This window comes from Herbiconiux liangxiaofengii (genome assembly GCF_041927335.1).
In the GTDB taxonomy this organism is placed as follows: domain Bacteria; phylum Actinomycetota; class Actinomycetes; order Actinomycetales; family Microbacteriaceae; genus Herbiconiux; species Herbiconiux liangxiaofengii.
Window position 1 is genome coordinate 459,303 of the sequence record NZ_JBHFHD010000008.1, and the last position, 20,527, is coordinate 479,829.

19 protein-coding genes and 1 riboswitch are annotated in these 20,527 nt (G+C 72.6%); of the genes, 8 read left to right on the plus strand and 11 right to left on the minus strand.

What is annotated here, in order from left to right; translation table 11 throughout:
• Positions 1-7 precede the first annotated feature (7 nt).
• On the plus strand, positions 8-592 hold the full coding sequence (locus ACEXOR_RS08505; RefSeq protein ID WP_374849126.1) for an Lrp/AsnC family transcriptional regulator: 585 nt from the start codon (positions 8-10) through the stop codon (positions 590-592).
• A gap of 19 nt (positions 593-611) precedes the next feature.
• Here ACEXOR_RS08505 and ACEXOR_RS08510 read toward each other — a convergent pair whose 3' ends face one another.
• Positions 612-965 (minus strand): avidin-fold protein, encoded by a 354-nt coding sequence (locus ACEXOR_RS08510; protein WP_374849127.1) that lies wholly within the window; start codon positions 963-965, stop codon positions 612-614.
• A 143-nt stretch (positions 966-1,108) separates the two neighbouring features.
• Positions 1,109-4,618 carry a bifunctional proline dehydrogenase/L-glutamate gamma-semialdehyde dehydrogenase gene (locus ACEXOR_RS08515; RefSeq protein WP_374849128.1) on the minus strand — a complete coding sequence of 1,170 codons (3,510 nt, stop codon included), beginning with the start codon at positions 4,616-4,618 and terminating at the stop codon, positions 1,109-1,111.
• 92 nt (positions 4,619-4,710) lie between these two features.
• Here ACEXOR_RS08515 and ACEXOR_RS08520 point away from each other — a divergent pair, with 92 nt between their 5' ends.
• From ACEXOR_RS08520 to ACEXOR_RS08535, 4 genes are read left to right on the plus strand one after another with little or no spacing between them, the layout of a single operon-like run.
• Positions 4,711-5,628, plus strand: coding sequence for a LysR family transcriptional regulator (locus ACEXOR_RS08520; protein WP_374849129.1), 918 nt, complete (start codon positions 4,711-4,713; stop codon positions 5,626-5,628).
• 37 nt (positions 5,629-5,665) lie between these two features.
• Positions 5,666-6,349: a TetR/AcrR family transcriptional regulator gene (locus ACEXOR_RS08525; RefSeq protein ID WP_374849130.1), complete on the plus strand. Its 684-nt coding sequence runs from the start codon at positions 5,666-5,668 to the stop codon at positions 6,347-6,349.
• On the plus strand, positions 6,346-7,152 hold the full coding sequence (locus ACEXOR_RS08530) for a hypothetical protein (RefSeq protein WP_374849131.1): 807 nt from the start codon (positions 6,346-6,348) through the stop codon (positions 7,150-7,152). The genes ACEXOR_RS08525 and ACEXOR_RS08530 overlap by 4 nt, the downstream gene beginning before the upstream one ends.
• A complete protein-coding gene (locus ACEXOR_RS08535) occupies positions 7,149-9,215 on the plus strand; it encodes a YhgE/Pip family protein (RefSeq protein WP_374849132.1) in 2,067 nt (688 codons plus the stop codon). The genes ACEXOR_RS08530 and ACEXOR_RS08535 overlap by 4 nt, the downstream gene beginning before the upstream one ends.
• Positions 9,216-9,397: 182 nt before the next feature.
• Here the strand turns inward: ACEXOR_RS08535 and ACEXOR_RS08540 are convergent, their stop codons facing one another.
• Both ACEXOR_RS08540 and ACEXOR_RS08545 read right to left on the minus strand, forming a co-directional pair.
• Complete coding sequence (locus ACEXOR_RS08540; RefSeq protein ID WP_374849133.1) at positions 9,398-11,005, minus strand: molybdopterin-dependent oxidoreductase; 1,608 nt, start codon at positions 11,003-11,005, stop codon at positions 9,398-9,400.
• Between the two features lie 131 nt (positions 11,006-11,136).
• Complete coding sequence (locus ACEXOR_RS08545) at positions 11,137-11,523, minus strand: DUF3054 domain-containing protein (protein WP_374849134.1); 387 nt, start codon at positions 11,521-11,523, stop codon at positions 11,137-11,139.
• A gap of 171 nt (positions 11,524-11,694) precedes the next feature.
• On the opposite strand from ACEXOR_RS08545, the gene ACEXOR_RS08550 reads away from it, so the two are divergent.
• On the plus strand, positions 11,695-12,579 hold the full coding sequence (locus ACEXOR_RS08550; protein WP_374849136.1) for an MBL fold metallo-hydrolase: 885 nt from the start codon (positions 11,695-11,697) through the stop codon (positions 12,577-12,579).
• 85 nt (positions 12,580-12,664) lie between these two features.
• Here the strand turns inward: ACEXOR_RS08550 and ACEXOR_RS08555 are convergent, their stop codons facing one another.
• Positions 12,665-12,904, minus strand: a complete 240-nt coding sequence (locus ACEXOR_RS08555) for a hypothetical protein (RefSeq protein ID WP_374849137.1) — start codon at positions 12,902-12,904, stop codon at positions 12,665-12,667.
• Between the two features lie 107 nt (positions 12,905-13,011).
• Here ACEXOR_RS08555 and ACEXOR_RS08560 point away from each other — a divergent pair, with 107 nt between their 5' ends.
• A complete protein-coding gene (locus tag ACEXOR_RS08560; RefSeq protein WP_374849138.1) occupies positions 13,012-13,275 on the plus strand; it encodes a hypothetical protein in 264 nt (87 codons plus the stop codon).
• Positions 13,276-13,403: 128 nt separating this feature from the next.
• On the opposite strand, the gene gap is transcribed toward ACEXOR_RS08560, so the two are convergent.
• Both gap and ACEXOR_RS08570 read right to left on the minus strand, forming a co-directional pair.
• Positions 13,404-14,402, minus strand: coding sequence for a type I glyceraldehyde-3-phosphate dehydrogenase (gap, locus tag ACEXOR_RS08565; RefSeq protein ID WP_374849139.1), 999 nt, complete (start codon positions 14,400-14,402; stop codon positions 13,404-13,406).
• 178 nt (positions 14,403-14,580) lie between these two features.
• Positions 14,581-15,507: a GlxA family transcriptional regulator gene (locus ACEXOR_RS08570; RefSeq protein ID WP_374849215.1), complete on the minus strand. Its 927-nt coding sequence runs from the start codon at positions 15,505-15,507 to the stop codon at positions 14,581-14,583.
• Positions 15,508-15,652: 145 nt separating this feature from the next.
• On the opposite strand from ACEXOR_RS08570, the gene ACEXOR_RS08575 reads away from it, so the two are divergent.
• Positions 15,653-16,621 carry an EamA family transporter gene (locus ACEXOR_RS08575; RefSeq protein WP_374849140.1) on the plus strand — a complete coding sequence of 323 codons (969 nt, stop codon included), beginning with the start codon at positions 15,653-15,655 and terminating at the stop codon, positions 16,619-16,621.
• Positions 16,622-16,696: 75 nt separating this feature from the next.
• Here the strand turns inward: ACEXOR_RS08575 and ACEXOR_RS08580 are convergent, their stop codons facing one another.
• From ACEXOR_RS08580 to ACEXOR_RS08595, 4 genes are all read right to left on the minus strand, one after another.
• The gene (locus ACEXOR_RS08580) at positions 16,697-17,350 is read right to left on the minus strand and encodes a TrmH family RNA methyltransferase (RefSeq protein WP_374849216.1); all 654 of its coding nucleotides are present in this window, start codon (positions 17,348-17,350) and stop codon (positions 16,697-16,699) included.
• A 58-nt stretch (positions 17,351-17,408) separates the two neighbouring features.
• On the minus strand, positions 17,409-18,467 hold the full coding sequence (locus tag ACEXOR_RS08585) for a magnesium and cobalt transport protein CorA (protein ID WP_374849142.1): 1,059 nt from the start codon (positions 18,465-18,467) through the stop codon (positions 17,409-17,411).
• A 127-nt stretch (positions 18,468-18,594) separates the two neighbouring features.
• Positions 18,595-18,909 (minus strand): DMT family transporter, encoded by a 315-nt coding sequence (locus ACEXOR_RS08590; RefSeq protein WP_374849144.1) that lies wholly within the window; start codon positions 18,907-18,909, stop codon positions 18,595-18,597.
• Positions 18,910-18,922: 13 nt separating this feature from the next.
• A riboswitch (guanidine-III (ykkC-III) riboswitch) is annotated at positions 18,923-18,986 on the minus strand.
• Between the two features lie 118 nt (positions 18,987-19,104).
• Positions 19,105-20,460: an Nramp family divalent metal transporter gene (locus ACEXOR_RS08595; RefSeq protein WP_374849218.1), complete on the minus strand. Its 1,356-nt coding sequence runs from the start codon at positions 20,458-20,460 to the stop codon at positions 19,105-19,107.
• Between the last annotated feature and the right edge of the window lie 67 nt (positions 20,461-20,527).

Genomic DNA, 20,527 nt, shown 5'->3' on the forward strand with positions numbered 1-20,527 from the left:
GCCGGAAATGTCGATCATCGATCAGGCGGCGACCCCGCCCGCTGGACAAAGCGCAGCCGGTCTCGACGAGGTGAATCTGCGCATCCTGAGCATTCTGCGCGAGAACGGGCGCATCTCGATGTCGGCTCTGGCCGAGCGGGTCAACGTCTCGCGCGCGAGTGTCTACAACCGGGTCGAGCAGCTCACGGCGGCGGGGGTGATCACCGGATTCTCGGCCCAGGTCGACCCGGGCAAGGTGGGGCTCGACGTGTGCGCACTGGTGTTCGTGACCGTGCATCCGCAGTCGTGGCACCGCTTCCGCGAGGGCATCCTGCAGATGCCGGATGTCGAGTACTGCTGCATCACCACCGGCGAGCACGACGCCATGCTGCTGGTGCGCTCGCTCGACATCGGGGGCGTGCACGACTTCGTCACCGGCGTGGTGGCCGCGCGGCCCGAGGTGAAGTCGGTGGTGTCGGTGGTGGTGCTCGACGAGGTGGTACGCAAGGCCTACCTGCTGCCCTCCGACATCCCCGACCGCTCGGGATCGACCAACCGCCTGGGCATGACGCGCTTCACCACGGCGGGCAACGGCCGCGACGCGGCCCGCTGACCCGAGTCGCGGGGGTGGGTCAGACCTCGACGCAGATGCTCACGTGGTCGACGCCGTCGATCTCGAAGTCCTCCACCAAGCGCACGCGGCCCTCGCCGTCGACCTCGACGCGGCTCGCGCCGGTGCCGCCCACGACCGTGCCGTCGGCGAGCATCACGTGCACGAAGGTGACCGACAGTCGATCGCCCTCGCGCGTTCCCACGAAGCGGCCGAACGTGACCGTGTCACCCTCGTAGTCGCCCCAGATCACGCCGTCGCGCTCGGAGTACCGGAAGCGCGAGGGCGACTCGGGATCGACCGCGCTGTTGGTCGAGGACTCCATCACGAACTCGAGGCCGTCGAGCGTGGGAGCGGTGCGCAGGGCTTCAGTCACAGTCGATGAGTATGCAGTACTTCGTCACCTGTCCGGCACGACCCGTCGATTCGTCGATTCTTTCGGCTCTGAAGCGCGGCATTCTGGACGAATGCACGACTCGGAGGCACCGGGCGTGGCATCGCGTCTACGGAGCCTCCTGCCTAGAGGGCGGCGACCAGGGCCGCGAGGGCCCGGTCGGGGGTGCCGAAGCGGTGGGCCGTGATCGACACCGCCTGCTCGCGCAGGAACGGCAGCAGCTCGAGCCGTCCGGCCTCGGTGACCGGGCCGCCCCACACGGCCACGTCGGGGCGGCCGCCGGTGGCTGAGACGATCTCCGCCGCCTCCGGCGAGGCGCCGGGCGCGCCGGCGGCGACGAGCCGGATGCGCGCGGGCGGGTTCTGCGCGAGCGACGAGCGCCACTCCTCAGGCGTCTCGACCCGCACCGGCAGCGGCACACCGTCGAGCAGCCCGGCGAGCTCCGGTGTCGCCACGCTCACCTCGGCGGCCGAGCCGCTCCGCAGTGCCGCGGCCAGCACGCGCAGCAACTCCGCCGGCACTGCCGACGCCGCGGCACGCACCACGACGCCGTCGAACGCCCGGTACCGGAACACGTTGTGCTCGGCCGCCACCTGCGACACGTCGACGGCCACGCCGAAGCGCTCGGCCCAGGCCCGGGCGTCGCTCTGCACCGCGCGGGCGAGCGATGCGCGCTCGGCCTCGCCGACCAGGGCGGAGCCGGCGGCCGCCCGCAGCAGCCCGGCCACTGCGGGCTGCAGCGCATCCGTCGCCACCGGCTGCGACCCGGCGTGCTGCGACACGGCCGGCCGCCACGACCCCAGGTTCACCAGGTAGTTCGGCCCACCGGCCTTCGCCCCGGCCCCCACCGACGACTTCTTCCAGCCGCCGAACGGCTGGCGCTCGACGATGGCTCCGGTGATGCCGCGGTTGACGTAGAGGTTGCCCGCCTCGATGGTGTCGAGCCAGGTGGAGATCTCGGTGCGGTCGAGGGCGTGCAGGCCCGAGGTGAGGCCGTAGTCGACCTCGTTCACGATGGCGATCGCCTCCTCGAGCGTGCCGGCGGTCATGATGCCGAGCACCGGGCCGAAGTACTCGGTGCGGTGGAAGGCCGAGCCGCGGACCACGTGGTCGCGCAGGCCCGGGCTCCACAGCCGGTCGGTGTCGTCGAGGGGCTTCGGCTCGATCAGCCAGCGCTCGCCCGCGCCGAGGGTGGTCAGGCCCTCGCGCAGCTTCGCGCCCGGCGCCTCGATCAGCGGGCCCATGCGGGTCGACGCGTCGTCGGGATAGCCGACCGTGAGCGACGTGATCGCATCCATCAGCTGCGACCGGAAGCGCGGCGACGAGGCCACCGAACCCACCAGCACCACCAGCGACGCGGCCGAGCACTTCTGGCCCGCGTGCCCGAAGGCCGAGGCCACGACGTCTTTCACCGCGAGGTCGAGGTCGGCCGACGGGGTGACGATCACGGCGTTCTTGCCGCTGGTCTCGGCGAGCAGCGGCAGGTCGGGGCGGAAGGAGCGGAACAGCTCGGCCGTCTCGAAGGCCCCCGTGAGGATGACGCGCTCGACGGCGGGGTGCGACACGAGCTGGCGGCCGAGCGCCTGCTCGTCGACGTCGACCAGCCTCAGCACGTCGGCGGGAACGCCGGCCTGCCAGAGCGCCTCGGCCACGAGCGCGCCGCTGCGGGCGGTGAGGCCGGCGGGCTTGAACACCACGGCCGAGCCGGCGGCGAGTGCCGCGAGCGCCGAGCCGGCGGGGATGGCGACCGGAAAGTTCCACGGCGGTGTCACCAGCGTGAGGCCGGCCGGCACGAACCGGGCACCGTCGACGGCTTCGAGCTCGAGGCCGAGCTCGGCGTAGTAGTGCGCGAAGTCCACGGCCTCCGACACCTCGGGGTCGGCCTGGTCGACGGTCTTGCCCGCCTCGGCGGCCATCACCTCGATCAGCTCCGCACGGCGCGCCTCGAGGGTGTCGCCCGCCCGGTGCAGGATGGCGCCGCGCTCGGCGGCTCCCCGCTCGGCCCAGGCGCGGCCGGCTTCGATGGTGGCCGCCATGAGGGCTTCGAGCTCGGCCTCGTCGCGCACCGCCGCCGCCCGCACCGACGACTCGCCGAGCGTGGAGGACGGCACGCGCTTCAGGATGCCGGCGGCCCAGGCGCGGTTCGACTCCACCGACGGGTCGGTGTCGGGCGTGTTCTCGAACCGTCCGGGCTCCGACCGCGGCACGGCCGTGTACCGGTCGGCCACCCGGCGAGCCGGCGGAACGGCCTCGTCGAGCGCCTCCAGCGACGCCAGGAACCGGTTCTTCTCCCGCTCGAACAGCTCCGGCCGGTCGTTCAGTTCGAACACGGCCGACATGAAGTTGTCCTGCGACGCCCCCTCCTCCAGCCGGCGGATGAGGTAGGCGATCGCCACGTCGAACTCCTTCGGCGACACCACGGGCGTGTAGAGCAGCAGCGAGCCCACCTCGCGCTTCACGGCTTCGGCCTGGCCCTGCGCCATGCCGAGCAGCATCTCGAACTCGAGCCCCTCGCGCACGCCTCGACGGCCCGCGACGATCCAGGCGTAGGCGAGGTCGAAGAGGTTGTGGCCCGCGACCCCGAGCCGCACGTTTCCGATGCGATCGGGGTGCAGGGCGTAGTCGAGCACCCGCTTGTAGTTGGTGTCGGAGTCCTGCTTGGTGCCCCAGGTGGCGAGCGGCCAGCCGTGCAGCGAGGCCTCCACCTGCTCCATCGGCAGGTTCGCGCCCTTCACCAGGCGCACCTTCACCCCGGCGCCGCCCGAGGCCCGGCGGGCGGCCGCCCAGGCCTGCAGCCGCATCATGGCGCCCAGGGCGTCGGGCAGGTAGGCCTGCAGCACGATGCCCGCCTCCAGCCGGTGGAACTCCGGCCGGTCGAGGATGCGCATGAACACCGCGAGCGTGAGGTCGAGGTCTTTGTACTCCTCCATGTCGAGGTTGATGAACTTGGCGGGCTGGCCGCTGAGCGTCGGCTTCACGGCCGCGCTGAACAGCGGGATGAGCTTCGCCACCACGTCGGCCACCGAGTCGTCGAAGGCCCAGGGGGCGTGCGGCGCCACGGTCGACGACACCTTGATCGACACGTAGTCGACGTCGTCGCGCCCGAGCAGGCGCACGGTTCCGCCGAGCCGCCGGCCCGCCTCCTGCTCGCCCAGCACGGCCTCGCCCAGCAGGTTGACGTTGAGCCGGGTGCCCGGCCGGCGGATCTTCGCGATCGCGGGCCCGAGCTTGCGGTCGGTGGCGTCGATGACGAGGTGACCCACCATCTGCCGCAGCACCCGCCGGGCGATCGGAACCACGACCCCCGGGAGCACCGGTGCCAGCACGCCGCCCAGCCGCACCGCCGCCCGCAGCGGCAGCGGCAGGAAGGCCGGCACGTCGGGCGCGATGCGCGCCAGGGTGGCCGCGGCCACCGTGAGGTCTTCGGGGCGCACCACGCCGTCGACGAAGCCCACCGTGAAGTCCAGCCCCTTCGGGTCGGCCAGCACGCCCGCGAGGCGTGTGGCCGAGGCGTCGGCCTCGTGGCTGGCGGCCTCGGTGAGCCAGCGGCGAACCAGGGCGACGACCTCGTCGGCGAGGCCCGCGCCGTCGCCGGCGCCGGAGTCGATGCGGTCGAGGTGGGTGAGATCGGTCATATGCCCATCGTCAGGCTCCACAACACCTCAGCAAAAGCAATGCTTTCTGACGCATACTGCTAAGACGAACTGACGAAAGCGAGAAACAGCGGATGCTCGATGTGCGAAAGCTCGTGCTGCTGCGTGAGCTCGCCATCCGAGGCACCATCGCCGCCGTGGCCGAGGCGCTCAGCTTCAGCCCCTCCGCAGTGTCGCAGCAGCTGAGCGCACTGGAGCGCGAGACCGGCGTAGAACTCCTCCGCAAGGCCGGCCGCCGGGTGCAGCTCACGCCGCAGGCCGAGGTGCTCGTGGCGTCGGCCGGCGAGCTGCTCGACACGCTCGAGCGCGCCGACGTGGCACTGCAGGCCTCGCTCAGCACGGTGAGCGGAACCGTGCGGGTGGCGGTGTTCCAGTCGGCGGCGCTCACCCTCATGCCCGCCGCGCTCCGCTCGATGACCGACGAGCATCCTGCCGTTCGCATCGAGATGGCCCAGCAGGAGCCGGGGCAGGCGCTGCACGACACCTGGGCGCGGGAGTTCGACCTCGTGGTGGGCGAGGAGTACCCGGCGCACTCCGCGCCGTGGCTCGACGGCCTGGAGCGGCACGACCTCACCAGCGACGCGATCGAGCTGGCGCTGCCGGGCGACCGCGAGAGCCCGCATCCGCTCACCGGGTTCGCCGACGCGCGCAGCATGCCCTGGGTGATGGAGCCGCGCGGCACCGCGAGCCGGCACTTCGCCGAACAGCTCTGCCGCACCGCGGGGTTCGAGCCCGACGTGCGCTACGAGACGGCCGACCTGCAGACCCAGATCAGGCTGATCGAGACGGGCAACGCGGTGGCGTTCATGCCCGAACTGGTGTGGGCGGGTCGGCCCACCACCTGCCGGCTCGTGGTGCCGCCAGGCGCGCCCCGGCGCACGATCTTCACCGCGCACCGGGCCTCGGCATCCGGATCGGCGGCCATCACCGCGGTGCGCGCCGCCCTCGCGGCGTCGGCGGCCGCGTGGCGGGCTGGGGGTTCCCCGAACTAACTTGCACAGTGGTGTGCAAGTTCGTAGAATCGGGGGCGTGACATCCACTCTCTCCTCCCGCGCCCCCCGGCGCGACGCCCTCGAGAACCGCGAGGCCATCGTGCTCGCGGCCTCCGCCGTCTTCCGCCGCGACCCCGAGGCGTCGCTCGACGCCGTCGCCGGCGAGGCCGGCCTCTCGCGCCGCGCCCTCTACGGCCACTTCTCCTCGCGCGACGAGCTGCTCGCCGAGCTGCTCACCCGCGGCGGCGCCCGCATCTCCACCGCCCTGGCCGACGTGCAGCACGCCGACCCGCGCATCCACCTCGCTCTCATCGGCGCCGCCATCTGGGCCGAGGTGCAGCAGGTGCGCGTGCTCGCCCAGCTGGCGCTGCACGGCCCGCTCGAGAAGACGGTGGCGGATGCGCTGTCGCCGGTTCGCGCCTCGGTTCGCCGGGCGACCCGCGCAGGGGTGGAGCAGGGCTGGTTCCGGGCGAGCGTGCCCGTGGAGACGCTGGCGCACCTGATCGAAGACGCGGCCATCGGGGTGCTCGACGAGGCGGTGCGCGGCGACCTCGGCTACGACGAGGGGCGCCGGCTCGTGATGACCGTGGGGTTGTCGGTGGCCGGGCTGTCGTGGCGGGACGCGGATGCGCTCGTGGAGTCGATTCCCGCCGAGCTGCTGCGGCAGCCGGAAGCGGCCGAGGGCAGCTCCGTCGAGCGCACCGGGGAGGTCTCGTCATGAGGGTCGTCGTCGACCGCGTGAGCAAGGGCAGCGCCGGAGTGCCGCTCGGCGAGACCTCGCTCGAGTACGAGACCGGCGACATCACCGTGGTGGAGGGCGAGGTGGGCGACCAGCCCACCGTGCTCGCCCTCATCGCGAGCGGGCGCATGGTGCCCGACAGCGGTTCGGTCACCATCGACGGGGCGGATGACGCGGCGCTCATCCGCGAGTCGGTTGCCCTGGTCGACGCGCCCGACGTGAGTTCGCCCGCCGCCGACCTGCGGCTGCGCGACGTGGTGCGCGAAGAGCTGATGTACGCCGACCGCTCGACCTCTCGGGCCACCGTGGCCCAGACGCTGGCCGACGCCGGGGCCGGCGACTACGCGAACGTGCGGATGGCCGACGTGCCCGCCGCGCTGCGCGTGCGGCTGCTGGCCGAGCTGGCCGCCTTCCGACGCGGGGTGCGGGCCGTGGTGCTCGCGTCGCCCGACCGGCACGGCGGCGACCCCCGCGAGTGGTTCGACGTGGCGGCCGACCTCGCGGCACGCGACTTCGCGGTGCTCGTGGTGTGCGGGGCGCCGTCGGCGCTGCTCGTGCAGCCGCTGCTCGACGAGCGGGCCGAGGCCACTGCGGCCGTTGCGCCCGCCGCACTCCCGGCGCCCGCCGCGCCCGCTGCCGCTGCGGCGCCCGCTGCACCTGCGTCCACGGAGGCCGCCCCCGCGCATCCCGCGCACGCCCGGCCCACCGAGGCCACCGACCCGGCCGACGCCGGGGCCGCCCCCACCGCTTCCTCTGACGACCTGAACCCGGAGCCTCTCGCGTGAAGATCTACCACCTCGTCGCATCCGAGCTGAAACGGCTCACGGCGACCGGCATGGCCAAGCTCGCCCTCGTGGCGCTGATGCTCGTGCCCGTGCTCTACGCCGGCCTCTACCTCTGGGCCAACAACGACCCCTACGGCAACCTCAAAGACGTGCCCGTGGCACTCGTGGTCGAGGACACCGGCGCCACCCTCGACGGCGAGGAGGTCGACTACGGCACCCAGGTGCGCGACCAGCTGCTCGAGGACGACTCGGTGGGCTGGATCGTCACCGACGCCGACACCGCCGAACGCGGCGTGCGCGACGGCACCTTCGACTTCATCCTGCGGCTCGGCCCGGACTTCTCCCAGGCCCTCACCTCGGCCAGCGGCAACGAGCCGCAGCAGGCCGTGGTGGAGCTCACCACGAACGACACCAACAGCTTCCTCGCCACCACGATCGCCGGGCAGGTGGCCGAGAAGGTGCGCGCCAGCATCACCGAGCAGGTGGGCAAGGAGGCCGCGCTGAAGCTGCTGGACGGCTTCGCCACCGTGCGCAGCAACCTCAGCACCGCCGTCGACGGCGCCACCACGCTCGCCGACGGCACCTCGACGGCAGCGTCCGGCGCCGGTGACCTGGCCTCGGGGGCGGGAACCGCCAACGTCGGCGCCGCACAGCTGGCCGACGGGCTGCAGCAGCTGCAGGCCGGTTCGGCCGACCTGCCCGCCCAGGCGAGCACGCTGAACGACGGCGCCCAGCAGCTGTCGAGCGGTCTCGGCCAGCTGCAGGCCGGTTCGGCCGACCTGCCCGCGCAGGCGAACGCGCTGAACGACGGCGCCCAGAAGGTGGCGGCGGGCAATGCCGCGCTCTCGGAGAAGGCCACCGGTCTCGCATCGACCGTTCAGGACGCGGTGAACCAGGCCGCCGCCGCCCGCGCCCAGGCCGAGAAGGACATCACCGACAGCGCACTGCTGACCCCCGAGCAGAAGCAGGCGCTGCTCGCCGACATCGCGCAGATCGCCACGGCCGTCGACGACGGCAATGCCCAGGTGCAGCAGGCGAACACCGACATCGCCACCCTCGCCGCCGGGAGCGCGGAGCTCGCGGCCGGAACCCAGAAGCTGGCCGACTCGGCGCCGACGCTGTCGAACGGGATCGCCTCCGCCGCATCCGGAGCCGCCCAGGTGGCCGCCGGAACGCAGCAGCTCGCCGACAACGCCCCCACGCTCGCGAACGGCATCGCCTCGGCGGCGTCGGGCGCCACGACGCTCGCGGGCGGCACCCGGCAGCTCGCCGAGGGCTCGCTCAGCCTCGCCGACGGCGTGCAGAAGCTCGACAGCGGAGCCGACCAGCTGCGCGACGGGCTCGCATCCGGGCTCGACGACGTGCCGAACCAGACCGCCGACCAGCGTGAGGCGGCCGCCCAGACCATCAGCGACCCGGTGGCGGTGGACACCAGCGCGGTCACCAAGGCGAGCAACTACGGGGCCGGGATGGCGCCGTTCTTCATCAGCCTGGCCGCGTGGATCGGCATCTACGCACTGTTCCTGATCGTGAAGCCGCTGTCACGGCGGGCCCTCACCGCCATGAAGAAGCCGTTCGTGGCCACCACCGCGGGCTGGGCGGCGCCGGCGGTTCTCGGGGCGCTGCAGATGGCGGCCGTGTTCGGCATCGTCACGCTCGCGCTCGGCTACCAGGTGGAGCACCCGTGGGGCATGTTCGGGTTCATGGTGCTCACCTCGGCGACGTTCGCCACCATCATCCTGGCGCTGAACATCCTGCTGGGCAGTGTGGGGCAGTTCCTCGGGCTCGTGCTGATGGTGCTGCAGCTCGTGACGGCGGGCGGCACGTTCCCGTGGCAGACGCTGCCGGGGCCGCTTCAGGTGCTGCACCAGGTGCTGCCGATGAGTCATGCCGTCGACGGCATACGACAGCTGATGTACGGCGGTGACGTCACGCTCGCCGGCGGCGACGCCGGGGCGCTGTTCTTCTGGCTGGTGGGCGCCCTGCTGGTGTCGTACCTCGGCGCACGACGGATGACGCGTCACCGCACCCTGCGCGACCTGCGCCCCTCCCTCATCGGCTGACCCGCCGCGCGCCCGCCCTCGGACTTCGCCGAGTTGCGCCAAATCGCCCTCTCCCGCGCCGGGAAGGGGCGATTTGGCGCAACCCCCCCCCCCCCCCCCCCCCCCCCCCCCCCCCCCCCCCCCCCCCCCCCCCCCCCCCCCCCCCCCCCAACTCGGCGGGATACGGGCGGGCGGGATCCGGGTCAGGAGACCGTGATGGTGCGGGTGTGCCAGCCCGTGGCCCCGTCGGGGGCGGGGGGCGCCTCGTCGGAGGTCTGCGTGTAGCCCGAGAGGTCGGTGGCACGCACCGCGATCGTGTGATCGCCGGAGGTGGCCTGCCACTCGTAGACCCACTGCACCCACGTGTCGATGCCGGCCGTGTCGGCGAGCCGGGCATCCGCCCACGCCCCGCCGTCGACCTGCACCTCCACCTTGGCGATGCCGGTGTGCTGGGCCCAGGCCACGCCTGCCACGGCGACGGTTCCGGATGCGACGGCGGCACCCCGCCGCGGCACGTCGATGCGCGACTCGGTCTTCACTGGGCCGAGGGCCGTCCAGCCGCGCGGGGTCCAGTAGCCCTGGGAGTCGGCGAACGTGGTGACCTCGAGCTCGGTGACCCACTTCGTCGCCGACACGTAGCCGAAGAGCCCCGCCACCACCACGCGCACCGGGAAGCCGTGCTCCACCGGCAGCGGCTCGCCGTTCATGCCCACGGCCAGGATGCCGACGCGGTCGGCGTCCTGCAGCACGTCGAGCGGGGTTCCGGCGGTGAAGCCGTCGATGCTGCGGCCGAGCACCATGTCGGCGCCCGCGGTGGGCTTGGCCCGGGCGAGCAGCTCACGGATGGGGTAGCCGAGCCAGCGGGCGTTGCCGATGAGATCGCCGCCCACCTCGTTCGAGACGCAGGCGAGGGTGACGAGGTGCTCCTCGAGGGGCAGGGCGAGCAGCTCGTCCCAGGTGATCTCGACCTCCTGCTCGACCATGCCCGTGATCTTCAGCGACCAGGTGGCGGCGTCGACGTTGGGCACCTGCAGGGCGGTGTCGATGCGGTAGAAGTCGGCGTTGGGGGTGATGTAGGGGGCGAGGCCGTCGAGCCCGAGGTCGGCGCCGGCCGGAACCGGGGCGGCGGGCGCGGCGGCCGCGGGCAGCGTGATGGCGGCGCGCGCGGCGCTCACGGCCGAGGCGGCGGCGTTCATCGAGCGGGCCACGACGCCGGCCACCACGGCCACCACGGCGGTGACACCGGTGGCGACGAGGAAGCTGCGGCGCTCGACGGCGCCGCGCGCGCGGGCGCCCGGGGCGGGCACGGGAGTGAGGGGGTCGGATGCGCGGGGGCGGGTTGTGGCGGGGGCCGCGGCGGGGGCGGGGGCCGAGGCGTCTCGCCAGGCGCGGAGGCGGGTCACCAGCATCCGGAGCAGCACGGCGCCGACGATCATGCCCACCACCGTCGGCAGGCCCGAGAGCCCGCCCGCGCCCGAACGGGTCGTGACCGCCACGACGGCGACGCCCGAGACGAGCACCAGCACAGCCACGCCGAACGGGGTGCGGCGCAGCTCGAGCAGGCCGGCCACCGCGGCGAGCGCCACCACGAGCACCCCGAGGATGGTGAGCAGCGCGGCCTTGTCGCCGGTTCCGAAGAGCTGGATGGTGAGGTCTTTCACGCCCGGCGGAGCGAGGTCGATCACGAGCGAACCCACGGCGAAGAGCGGGCTCGTGGAGGCGCCGGCGAACACGGCGATCACCTCGGCCGTGGCGAGCACGGCGGCGGCCGAGGCGATTCCGGCGGCGGCGGCCCAGAGTTTCCAGCGCATGTGCTCAGCGTAGGCACGCGGGGCTGGCAGCGGGGTGTCAGTCGGGGGATGGCGCGGGGCCCCGGGTGGTGGCCAGGGCCAGAGCGTGTCGGTGCGGGACCCGGGTCGTCAGGTGCCGGACGGTCGGTCGCTCACGCCCGGTGCGCGCGGGCGCGGGCCCGGCGGCGCACGACCAGCGCCGCGATGGCGCGCCAGCCCAGGAGGAACGCGGCGAGCACGAGGGTCGTCACGATCACGAAACTGAGCTGCACACCCTGACCGCTCGCCGCGCGCAGCAGCATGCCCAGCACCACCGACGCGATCCACACCACGACTCCCGTGGGCCATACCCGGAGGGGTCGGCGCCACGCGCGGGAGGCGAGCCAGCCCACGAGCGCGCCCGTGAGGAACGGCCAGGCGGTGGTGGCGAAGCCGAGGAGCGCGCTGTCCTCGTCGTGGCTGCGGCGGCCGATCGCCACGAACAGCAGCACGAGGGCGGTGTCGGCCGCAGCGGCGAGAACGGTGGAACGTGTGGTCACCTGTCCCACCCTATGCGGGGGTACCCCCTCCTCCTCCCCTCCCCCCTCCCCCCGGCGACGCCCCAACCGTCGCAGATCGCCCTCCGACCGCCGCGAGAGGGCGGTTTGCGACGGATGGCGGGGCCTGGCGGGGCCGCGCGGGGTGGGGCGCATCCGGATAGCGTGGCCGGCATGAGCGCAGACACAGGCCGGAGCCAGGGGCCGCCCCAGAACGAGACCAGCCCACGTGGCGGGTGGGTCGAGGTGGGTGACGGCGTGTTCCAGCGGCGGTACGAGCCGCTCGACGTGTCGGTCGGCGCCGTCGTGGGGCCCACCGGCGTCACCATCGTCGACACCCGCACCAATCCTGCCGAGGCCGACGAGATCCTGCGTGACGCCGTGGCCGAGTTCCGCCGCCCCGTGATCGCGGCCGTCAACACCCATGCCCACTACGACCACACCTTCGGCAACGAGCGCTTCGCCGCCAACCACGTGGCGATCTACGGCCACACGCTGCTCCCCCGGCACTTCGACGAGCACGAGGCGCCGCGCCTCGCCGCCGCGCAGGCCGACCCCTCGCGCGAACCCGACAGGCAGTGGGCCGACGTGCACCTCACCCCGCCCTCGGTGCTCGTCGACGCGCCGCTCACGCTCGAGCTGGGCGGGCGCACCGTCGAGCTCATCCCGATCGAGCGCGGCCACACCGACACCGACCTGGCCGTGTTCGTTCCGGATGCGCGGGTGTGGTTCCTCGGCGACGTCGTCGAGCAGTCGGGGCCGCCGATGTTCGGTTCCGGCTCGTTCCCGCTCGACTGGCCGGCAGCCCTGCGCACGGTGCTCGGTCGCGTGGACCCCTCCGACGTGATCGTGCCCGGACACGGCGCGCCCGTCGACCGCGCGTTCGCCGAGCGTCAGGCCGACCAGCTCGAGTCGGTGGCCGCTCTCGTTCGCGAGTCGTACGCTGCGGGCGCATCCGCCGACGCCGCGGTGCTGCCGGCCGAACTGCTCGCCCTGTGGCCCGAGGCGTACCTGCGCTCGGCCCTGCGGGCGGGCCACGCCCAGCTCACCGCCCCCTGACACACCAGATCCGTCACTTTTCGCCCTACCCGAGGGTTTTTAGGGCGGAAAGTGACGGATCTGGTCTGCGCGGCGGGGGTGCCCGTTACTCGGGCAGGAACTCGCCCGCGACAATGGCGTCGGCATACTTGCGCACGTCAGGCCCCGGCTCATAGTCGATGAAGCGGTCTTTCAGGCGGCTGTTGAGCTCGGCGTAGGCCTCGTCGGAGGTGGCGTCGGCGTGCGAGCGGGCGACGTCCTCGACGGCCTCCCGCAGCACCGCGTCGGCGTCGTCGAGGATCTTGGCGCGGGCTTCGTCGTTCCAGCGGATGTCGGATTTCTGCATACGCCTCACGCTAGGCCGGTCATCGGAAGCCGCAAGGGGCCTGGGGCCGCCGCATCCGCTCTGTCACACCTCTATCGCACCGCTGCCCGCTGAGCGAGGATGGACGGGTGACCCACACCGAAATCACCGTGCTGAACTACACCGTCAACGCCGATGTCTACGCCCGCTACGGCGCCGACTTCGACCCCGAGGCGGTGAACGACGAGATCCTGCGCATCGTCAACGCCGAAGCGCCCGCGGGCGTGACCGTGTCGCGCAACGGCAAGGTGCTCGCCGAAGACGACGCCATCGAGGCGGCCCGCGCGTTCGACTGGGCCGGGCTGCTGAAGCGCATCGACCTCGACACCATCCTCGCCGAGCACGGGCGCTGACCCGGGGCGAGCACCCAAGGGCGAGCACCCGCCCGCAGTCTGCCCCCCCCCCCCCGAACGCCGCTTCACGGGGCCGCCGCAAAGCGTTCGGGGGGCAGAAGCGGGGGCGCCGTGAGCGCGCCCAGGCCTCAGCTCGCCGCGAGAAGCTCGAGGGTGTCGATCACCCGGTTCGAGAACCCCCACTCGTTGTCGTACCAGGCCACCACCTTCACGTGCCGCCCCTCGACCCGCGTGAGCGCCGAGTCGAAGATCGACGACGCCGGGTTGCCCGTGATGTCCGACGACACGAGCGCGTCGTCGCTGTACTCCAGGATGCCCGCGAGCGGCCCCTCGGCAGCGGTCCGGTAGGCCTCGAGCACCGCCTCACGGGTGACCTCGCGCGCCACGGTCGCGTTCAGCTCGACGATCGAGCCCACCGGCACCGGCACACGGATCGAGTCGCCCGAGAGCTTGCCGTCGAGCTGCGGCAGCACGAGCCCGATCGCCTTGGCCGCCCCGGTGGTGGTGGGCACGATGTTCACGGCGGCCGCGCGGGCGCGCCGGGCGTCGCGGTGCGGGGCGTCCTGCAGGTTCTGCTCCTGCGTGTAGGCGTGCACCGTGGTCATGAACGCGTGCTCGATGCCCGCCAGGGCGTCGAGCACCGCCGCCAGCGGGGCGAGGGCGTTCGTGGTGCACGAGGCGTTCGACACGATGCGGTGCAGAGCCGGGTCGTAGGCGTCGGTGTTCACCCCGAGGGCGAGCGTGACGTCGGCCCCGTCGGAGGGAGCACTGACGAGCACCCGGCCGGCCCCGGCGTCGAGGTGCGCACGGGCGGCCGACGCCGCGGTGAAGCGGCCGGTGGCCTCGAGTACGAGGTCGATGCCGAGTTCGGCCCAGGGCAGCTCGGCGGGGTCGCGCTCGGCGAGCACCCGGATGCGCCGCCCGTCGACCACGAGCACGTCACCCTCGACCGAGACGGGCCGGCCGAGCCGCCCGGCGGTGGTGTCGAAGGCGAGCAGCCGCGCGAGGGCGGCGGGCTCGGTGAGGTCGTTCACGGCGACCACCTCGAGGTCGGAGTCGCGCTCGAGCAGGGCGCGGAGGGCGTTGCGGCCGATGCGGCCGAATCCGTTGATGGCGATGCGGGTCATGGGGTTTCCTTTCGTCGACCCCAGATTCGCCGAGCCGACGGATGCGCGACAGCGGCGCCGAAGACACGGTGCGCAAGGATCGTGCCAGCCGTGCGGGCGTACCCCGCGCATCCGAACGGGCGCGCCCACCGCCCACTCCCCGGGCGCCCCGCGCCCACCGCCCGCTCCCTGGGCGCCCCTACGTGCCGCGCGAGAAGGTGCGCCGGTACTCGCTCGGTGTCGTGCCGAGGATGCGCTGGAAGTGCATCCTCAGGTTCGCCCCGGTGCCGAGCCCGACGTCGCCCGCGATCTGCTCGACGCTGCGCTCCGAGCGCTCGAGCAGTTCGCGCGCCACGTCGATGCGCGCCCGCAGAACCCACTGCATCGGTGTGTACCCGGTGTCGTCGGCGAACCGCCGCGAGAAGGTGCGAGGCGACACCGCCGCGTGCCGCGCGAGCGCCTCGAGACCGAGCGGCTCGTGCAGCCGCCGCAGCGCCCACTCCCGGGTGGCGGCGAAGCGTTCGCCGAGCGGCTCGGGAACGCTCCGCGGCACGTACTGCGCCTGCCCGCCACTGCGGTACGGCGCGGCCACCAGCCTCCTGGCCGCGTGGTTCGACGCCGCCACCCCCAGGTCGCCCCGCAGCACGTGCAGGCAGAGATCGAGGCCCGAGGCGGCGCCCGCCGAGGTGAGCACGCTGCCCTCGTCGACGAACAGCACGTTCTCGTCGACCTCGATGAGCGGATGCCGGGCGGCCAGCGCCCGGGTGTAGTGCCAGTGGGTGGTGGCCCGCCGCCCGTCGAGCAGCCCGGTCGCCGCCAGGGCGAAGGCGCCCGTGGAGATGGCAGCCAGCCGGGCACCGCGCGCATGGGCCGCCTGCAGCGCCTCGACCACGGCGGGCGGCGGGTCGTCGCGGTCGGGGTGCCGGTACCCCGGGATGAACACGATCTCGGCCCACTCCAGCGCCTCGAGCCCGTGCTGGACGTGCCACGACAGCCCGTCGCCTCCGGTCACGAGCCCCGGAGCCGCCCCGCACACGCGCACCTCGTAGGGCATGCTCGCCCGCGTCGTGAACACCTGCGCCGGAATGCCGACGTCGAGCGGTTTGGCCCCCTCGAGCACGAGCACGGCGACGCGGTGAAGAGCGGATGCGGCCACGTCACCCAGGCTACAAGCGGCGGGCGGAGCATCCGGAGCATTGTGAACCGCTGCCACCGCCTGGGTGAAGCGATGCTCGCTTGTGCGCGCGGCGGCGCGGCGCGAGGCTGAGCAGGTGCCCACCCGCGACCGCCTCCTCGCCGCCCTCGTGGCCGTGCTGTGGGGTGTGAACTTCGTGGCCATCCACTTCTCGCTCGAGCACTTCCCGCCGTTCTTCCTGGTGGCGCTGCGCTTTCTCGTGCTCGCCGTGCCGACGGTGCTGTTCGTGAAGTGGCCGGGCGTGAAGGTGCGCTGGCTGCTCGGCTACGGGCTGGGGTTCGGCATCCTGCAGTTCGCATTCCTCTACGCGGGCATGGCAGCCGGGATGCCGCCGGGCCTCGCCTCGCTCGTGCTGCAGGCGTCGGCGCCGTTCACCGTGGTGCTGGCCGCGGTGTGGCTGCGCGAGAAGCTCACGCTCGTGCAAGGGGTCGGCATCCTGATCGCGGTGGCGGGGCTCGGGGTGATCGCGGCGGAACGGGCCGGGGTGTCGGCGCTGCTGCCCGTCATCCTCACGCTCTGCGGGGCACTCGGCTGGGCGTTCGGCAACATCTGCAGCCGGCAGGCGAAGCCCGTGAGCCCGCTGGGCCTGACGATGTGGATGTCGGTGGTGCCGCCCATCCCGTTGCTGGCCCTCTCGCTCGCGGTCGAGGGCCCGGAGCGCATCGGCGAGTCGCTCGCCACCGCCTTCACCCTCGAGGCGCTGCCCGCCCTGCTCGGACTCGTGTACACGGTGCTGCTGGGCACCGTGGTGGGCTCGGGCATCTGGGTGACGCTGATGAAGCGCAACCCGTCGAGCCGCGTGGCGCCGTTCTCGATGCTCGTGCCGGTGGCGGGGTTCACGAGTGCGTGGCTGGTGCTGGGCGAGGTGCCGAACGTGGGCGACCTCGTGGGGGGCGCGATCGTGATCGTGGGAGTGTTCGTCGCGACGGCGGGATGGCCGCGGCGCCGGAGTCGTCGGTCACCGGCCAACCCGGTCGGGGCGCCCGACCGTGCGGCGGCGGCGCCGGTACCGGCAACGACGGAGATTCGGGCCGAAACCCGGTAACGACGGAGAACCTGCGGCGTGTCGCCGGGAGACTCCGTCGTTCGCCACGGGGCCGGTCCGGCCCGGCCCGACGGGTCAGAACGTGACGTGCTGGGTGATCCAGGCGTGCATCGCCACGGCCGCCGCCGCCGAGGCGTTGATCGAGCGGGTCGAGCCGAACTGCGAGATCTCCACCACCGCATCCGCCGCCGCGAGCGCCTCGGGCGAGAGTCCCGGCCCCTCCTGCCCGAATAGCAGCACGCAGCGCTCCGGGAACGCGAAGGTCTCGATGATCACCGACCCCGGCACGTTGTCGATGGCGATCACCGCCAGCGACGCGGCCCGCGCGAAATCGACGAAGCTCGCGACATCCGGATGATTCTGCACGTGCTGGTAGCGGTCGGTCACCATCGCGCCGCGCTTGTTCCAGCGGCGGCGGCCGATGATGTGCACGGTGTCGGCCGCGAAGGCGTTGGCGCTGCGCACGATCGAGCCGATGTTCATGTCGTGCTGCCAGTTCTCGATGGCCACGTGGAACGGATGCCGGTGCTCGTCGAGATCGGCCACGATCGCCGACATGCTCCAGTACCGGTAGCGGTCGATCACGTTGCGGGTGTCGCCCGCGGCGAGCAGCTCCGGGTCGTACCAGGGCGCATCCGGATGCTCGCCCACCCACGGCCCCACGCCGCCCGCGCTCAGCTCGTGGCTGGGGTTTCCGGATGCCGGTGCCGGCGCCTCACCGCCCGCCATCGCCTCCGCATCCGTCACCCGCCAAGGCTACCGTCGCCGCGAGCACTGCACCGGAGACCTACAGCCACCGGTTGCGCTTGAACACCCCGTACAGGATGCCGCCCATCGCCAGCATGCCCAGGATGGCGAGCGGGTAGCCGAACTCCCAGTGCAACTCGGGCATGTCGTCGAAGTTCATGCCGTAGATGGTGCCGATGAGGGTGGGAGCGAACAGGATGGCGGCCCACGCGGAGATCTTCTTCACCTCGTCGCCCTGCTTGATGCTCGTCTCCGAGAGCTTCCGGGTGTCGTCGGCGAGGGCGAGGCTCGCCTCGGAGATGCGGCGCATCTCGTCGTTCTGCTTCTGCGTGGTGAGCGTCGAGTGCACCGTGAGCGCGTTCTGCAACGTCGCCCGGAAGGCGTCGGCCTGGCCCGCCACGGAGAGCACGTGGTCGAGCACGTCGCGGAGCCCCCGCTGCACCTCGAGGTCGACCCCGTACTTGTCGGCACCGCGCAGCAAGGCCTCGAGCATCACGATCAGCGGATGCACGGCGCGCTGGAAGTCCATCACCTCGCCGAGCAGGTCGTAGATGCGGCGCGACACGTCGGGGTCGCCGCCGAAGAGCTGCTTCTCGATCTCGTCGATGTCGTTCTGCAGCCCGTGCACCACGGGGGTGTACTCGTCCACCACCTCGTCGACGATGGCGTACAGCACCGCCTCGGGGCCGAGCGCCAGCAGCTGGGGGTTCGTCTCGAGCCGGTGCCGCACAGCGGCGAGGTTCGGCGACTCGGCGTGCCGCACCGTCACCACGAAGCCGGGGCCGATGAACACGTGCACCTCGCCGAACTCGACCTCCTCGCTCTTGTCGACGTAGCGGGCGGGGCGCAGCACCACGAACAGGGTGTCACCGTAGCGTTCGAGCTTGGCGCGCTGGTGCCCGGTGAGCGCGTCTTCGACGGCGAGGTGGTGCAGACCGAACTCGGTCTCGAGCGAGTGCACCTCCTGCTCGTCGGGCCGGTAGAGGCCGATCCACGCCATGCCACCCGATTCGCGCATCAGCGCGTAGGTGTCGTCGAGGCTCTTCGGGGCGCGGGCACGCCGGCCGTCGACGTAGACGGCGTTGTCGATCAGGGGCATGGGTGAACCCTACGACGGCCGGGTGAACGTTCGTGGCGGGGCGGGGCGACGGATGCGCGGGGGCGGGGCCGCGGGGCCCGGCCGACAGCGGGCACCCCGCATCCCTCGGCGAACCGCCCCGCACCCGTCAGTGCAGCACCTTCAGCCCGATCACGCACCCCACGATCCCGAGCACCAGCAGCACGCGCGCGAGCGAGAACCCCTCGCCCCCGAACGCCATGCCGTAGATCACGGTGAGCGACGCGCCGATGCCCACCCACACGGCGTACGCGGTGCCCGTGGGCAGCTCACGCATGGCGAAGGCGAGCCCCGCCATGCTGGCCACGAGCCCGGCGCCGAACACCACCGTGGGCCAGAGCCTCGTGAGGCCCTCCGACTTGCCGAGTGCGGTGGCCCACACGGCTTCGAGCACTCCGGATGCGATCAGAACGATCCATGACATGACTGCAGACTCCTTCGAGTCAGTCTTGTCGCTGTCCGGGTACTGCTCCCTCGTCCGGGTGCCTTCGCTGGCCCTGCCATCCTGTCAGCCGCCCCTGCGCACCCCCTGTGCACCCGCCCCTCGGCCCGCGGTTGGGTCGCAAAAAGACGTGTTCAGCGCCGCATCAGCACGACTTTTCGCGACGCACCGGCGGGGTCAGGCGCCCGTGATGGTCAGCGCGATGAGCAGCACGTTGAGGGCCACGATGAGGGCGGCGACCGTCCACGAGACGATTCGCACCGGCATCCGATCGGCGAAGTCGCCCATCACGCGTGCATCGCCGGTGAGACGGATGAGGGGGATCAACGCGAACGGGATGCCGACCGACAGCAGCACCTGACTCAGCACCAGGGCCCAGGTGGGGTCGATGCCGGCCGCCAGCACGGCGAGCGCGGGGATGAGCGTGACCACGCGGCGCACCAGGATGGGCACCCGGACGGTGAGCAGCCCCTTCATGATCACCGAGCCGGCGTAGGCGCCCACGCTGGTCGACGCGAGTCCGGATGCGAGCAGCCCGATGGCGAAGATCGTCGCGATCACGGGGCCGAGGGCGGCGTCGATGGCGGTGTACGCGCCGGGGATGGTGTCGGTTCCGGCGACTCCGCGCAGGCTCGCGGCGGCCAGCAGCAGCATGGCGATGTTCACCACCCCCGCGATGAACAGGGCGATCAGCACGTCACCCCGGGTGGCCCGCAGCAGCGTGCGCAGCCGAGACGGCGACGGCGCGAACGTGCCGGAACCGACGTCGGGTACCGACGGGGTTTCGGGGCCGATCACGGGAACGACGGAGGCCCGATCCGCCATCGCCCAGAACATCCGTCGTTGCCGGGGCGACGGCGGGGTCGGGTGGGGGCCGGTCGTGAAGTCCGTGAGCTCCGCCACTCGGGCGTAGGCCGCGTGGTGGCGGTCTCGGGCGAGCGCCGAGTGCAGGTAGATGGCGTGCGGCATCACGGTCGCCCCGAGCATGCTCGCCGCCAGCAGCACGGTCGGCGCGCCCTCGAACCGCGGCACCAGCCCGCCCGCGGCCTCGGGCCAGTCGATCGGCGACACCACCGTTCCCGCGAGGAAGCCGATCGCGATCACCGCCAACAGCCCCATGATCACGAACTCGAAGGTGCGCTGCCGCCGCGACGACTGCACCAGCAGCAGCCCCATCGACACCACGCCCACGATCAGCCCGCCCACCACCAGCGGCAGCCCGAACAGCAGGTTCAGCGCGAGCGCCCCGCCGATCACCTCGGCGATGTCGGTGGCCGCCGCCACCACCTCGGCCTGCACCCAGTACGCCCGCCGCGTGGCCGGCCGCGCCCGGGCCCCCACGTGCTCGGGCAGCGTGCGCCCGGTGACGATGCCGAGCTTCGCCGACTGGAACTGGATCAGCATGGCCATCAGGTTGGCCAGCACCAGCACCCAGACCAGCAGGTACCCGTACTGGGCGCCCGAGGTGAGGTTCGCGGCGACGTTTCCCGGATCGACGTAGGCGATCGACGCCACGAACGCCGGCCCGAGCATGGCCGCCGCGTGCCACCACCGGGGCCGGGCGACGGATGCGCCCGCGCCGTCGGCCGGCCGGTTCCCC

Excerpts from the sequence above, each read along its gene's own strand:
- ACEXOR_RS08505 (WP_374849126.1), top strand. The coding sequence starts at position 8 with ATGTCGATCATCGATCAGGCGGCGACCCCGCCCGCTGGACAAAGCGCA.
- ACEXOR_RS08515 (WP_374849128.1), bottom strand. The coding sequence starts at position 4,618 with ATGACCGATCTCACCCACCTCGACCGCATCGACTCCGGCGCCGGCGAC.
- ACEXOR_RS08520 (WP_374849129.1), top strand. The coding sequence starts at position 4,711 with ATGCTCGATGTGCGAAAGCTCGTGCTGCTGCGTGAGCTCGCCATCCGA.
- ACEXOR_RS08530 (WP_374849131.1), top strand. The coding sequence starts at position 6,346 with ATGAGGGTCGTCGTCGACCGCGTGAGCAAGGGCAGCGCCGGAGTGCCG.
- ACEXOR_RS08540 (WP_374849133.1), bottom strand. The coding sequence starts at position 11,005 with ATGCGCTGGAAACTCTGGGCCGCCGCCGCCGGAATCGCCTCGGCCGCC.
- ACEXOR_RS08550 (WP_374849136.1), top strand. The coding sequence starts at position 11,695 with ATGAGCGCAGACACAGGCCGGAGCCAGGGGCCGCCCCAGAACGAGACC.
- ACEXOR_RS08555 (WP_374849137.1), bottom strand. The coding sequence starts at position 12,904 with ATGCAGAAATCCGACATCCGCTGGAACGACGAAGCCCGCGCCAAGATC.
- gap (WP_374849139.1), bottom strand. The coding sequence starts at position 14,402 with ATGACCCGCATCGCCATCAACGGATTCGGCCGCATCGGCCGCAACGCC.
- ACEXOR_RS08580 (WP_374849216.1), bottom strand. The coding sequence starts at position 17,350 with ATGGCGGGCGGTGAGGCGCCGGCACCGGCATCCGGAAACCCCAGCCAC.
- ACEXOR_RS08585 (WP_374849142.1), bottom strand. The coding sequence starts at position 18,467 with ATGCCCCTGATCGACAACGCCGTCTACGTCGACGGCCGGCGTGCCCGC.
- ACEXOR_RS08590 (WP_374849144.1), bottom strand. The coding sequence starts at position 18,909 with ATGTCATGGATCGTTCTGATCGCATCCGGAGTGCTCGAAGCCGTGTGG.
- ACEXOR_RS08595 (WP_374849218.1), bottom strand. The coding sequence starts at position 20,460 with ATGCTCGGGCCGGCGTTCGTGGCGTCGATCGCCTACGTCGATCCGGGA.